This is a genomic window from Prosthecobacter sp. (genome assembly GCF_014879935.1).
In the GTDB taxonomy this organism is placed as follows: Bacteria; Verrucomicrobiota; Verrucomicrobiia; order Verrucomicrobiales; family Verrucomicrobiaceae; genus Prosthecobacter.
The window spans coordinates 1-2,179 of record NZ_JACSRD010000052.1 but is presented as its reverse complement, the minus strand read 5'-3'; the positions used below and the strand labels follow the sequence as shown (position 1 = coordinate 2,179).

The following is a 2,179-nucleotide window of genomic DNA, read 5'->3' as shown; positions in this document are numbered from 1 at the left end:
ACTGCGGATTTGCTTGCCGAGTGCCGCTTGCTCCAGGCGCACACGTTCTGCTGCGGCGGTTTTCTCGGCTATTTGGCCCTCGTTCTTGTTCCAGAAAGGCAGCGGAAGCGAGATGCGGAAACCGATCACACCATTGGTGCGGCGATCATCGCCAGAGGCATTCTGATACTCTGGCCCGGCGAAGATGCCCGCGCTCACGTCCTGCCACTTGTTGGCTTTGGCGAGATTGATGTCGGTTTGAGAAGCGATGACCTTGGCCTCTGCGAGCTGATAGTCTGCACGCAGCATCCAGCTCGCACCTTTGCCGGGCACGCCCATCTCTGGAAGTGCGCCGGAGATCGACAGCGACTCATCGGGATCGAGGTTCAGCATGGGCTTGAGGGTGCCCAGCAGGCTGCGGCTCTCGCCCTCCAGCTTGCGGGCTTCCACGATGAGGCGCTGCGCGTCCACCTGGGCCTGGGCGGCATCCAGCGCGGAGAGTTCACCCGCCTTGGCACGTCCGGCAACAAACTCGGAGAGCTTGGTGGCAAGCGCCGTCTGCTGCTGGCGCAAACCCCGCTGCTGCTCGATGGCGAGAATCTGCACCGCCAAGGTCTGCGCCTCTGAGATTAAGCGCCGCTCGGCATCCTTCACCTCCAGCTCGGCTGCGGTGACGAGCTGCGCGGTGAGCTGCTTCTCCAGTCGCAATCGTCTGGTGAGCGGGAACGATTGATCGAGCGAGACCATGACCTGACCAGGTGAGAGGTAGGTTTCATTGCGCGAATCCATGCCCACAGAGGGATTGGCGAGCCTTCCCGCGCCGAGCTGGCGGCCACGCGCCTCCTCCACGGCCATGCGGGCGGCTTTCAACGAAGGATGAGCGGCGCGGACACGCGGCCCGATGTCGGAAAGAGAAAGAGTGAGAGCTGGCGCGGATGAAACAGCCGCAGCGAACAATGAGAAAGTCAGAGAGATGGAACGAAGCATGGAAAGGGGGATGGGTTGAGGTTTGCAGGCGTGGACATGCCAAGCCCGGAATTGCAAAAGGCTCGCCAGTGCGCTCAGCCGTCAGTCGTGGACGGCGGCGCTGGCGGCCTGCCTCAAACCAAAATCACCATGCAACGTGCCACCTGCACAGCGGCAGATGGCGGACTCTCACCCCCGGTGTCCAGGGGCATCTTCAATCGGTCTTTCTCGGCGTGCGTCTGGATCGGCTCCCAGTGATAGTCGGGAACCTCTGCAATCAGCACTGCGGTAAAGACAGGGACAAAAGCGTGCGTCTGGCTGGTAGGAGAAGACTGGAGATCAACTGCCAAAGGCTGGTGGTGTTCTTTCTCACCCTTGCCATCGCAGTCATTGCCGGGGGAGTCCTCACAGGGAACCTCATGCTCGTGCCCGTCCTCCTGCACCCGATGGCAATGCTCAGCCTTCGTTTCGGTGGATGAATCCCCATGATCACAAATGTAACCCCGCTGCATCCCAAACACCTGCGCGCACGCCACGACCAGAACGGCCAGCGTGGTGAGGATGCGTTTGCGGAGAGAGGTCATGGACGGCATTAAGATGATCCTGTGGGTGATTTATTCAATTCTAATTTTTGAAGCTCCTGATCCCGGAGCTTGGAATCAGGAGCTTTCGAGCGGTTCAATCACTCGTCGCAGGTGCAGGCGTATTCGGCGTTGCCGCAGCCTTTGCAGGTGTAGAGCTGGAGCTTGATGCGGAAGTTCTTGGTTTTCGCATCGGGGGTGGACTTGGCCTGGACGACGACTTGGTAGCCTTCACCTTCGGGCAGCTTGGTGGTGGAGACGAGGAGGTCGCCTTTTTTCTCGAATTCGAGCTTGGCTTTGCCGCTGGGGGCTTCCGCGATGGCGGTGATGACTTCGGTGCTGGCCGCTTGGGCCTTCATCGCGGCGTCATAGACGGCGATGCTGATAGTGCGGTCTTTTTCGACGAAGAACTCGGCTTGCTTGCCGCCGAGATCGAGGATGAGGCCTTTGCGAGGGCCGGCTTTGACTTTGGCATCCGCAAAAGCAGACGTGGTGGCGATTGCAGCGATGATGAGGATGTTGAGCAGTGTTTTCATGGTGTGTTTGGGTTTTTGGTTTTGCGCTCAATCCAGTCGTAGAGCACGGGCACGACGAGCAGGGTGAGGAAAGTGGAGGTGAGGATGCCGCCGATGACGACGGTGGCGATGGGGCGC

The 2,179-nt window shown here is 60.1% G+C and carries 3 protein-coding genes; all 3 read right to left on the bottom strand.

Annotation, left to right across the window (positions count from 1 at the left end):
- Positions 1-966, bottom strand: a 966-nt coding sequence (locus IAE77_RS01370) for a TolC family protein (protein WP_294220717.1), incomplete at its 3' end; no start/stop codon positions are given.
- 113 nt (positions 967-1,079) lie between these two features.
- Positions 1,080-1,529, bottom strand: a complete 450-nt coding sequence (locus tag IAE77_RS01365; RefSeq protein WP_294220714.1) for a hypothetical protein — start codon at positions 1,527-1,529, stop codon at positions 1,080-1,082.
- Positions 1,530-1,627: 98 nt separating this feature from the next.
- On the bottom strand, positions 1,628-2,062 hold the full coding sequence (locus IAE77_RS01360; RefSeq protein ID WP_294220711.1) for a hypothetical protein: 435 nt from the start codon (positions 2,060-2,062) through the stop codon (positions 1,628-1,630).
- Between the last annotated feature and the right edge of the window lie 117 nt (positions 2,063-2,179).

Coding starts and splice junctions, on each gene's coding strand:
- IAE77_RS01365 (WP_294220714.1), bottom strand. CDS start 1,529: ATGACCTCTCTCCGCAAACGCATCCTCACCACGCTGGCCGTTCTGGTC.
- IAE77_RS01360 (WP_294220711.1), bottom strand. CDS start 2,062: ATGAAAACACTGCTCAACATCCTCATCATCGCTGCAATCGCCACCACG.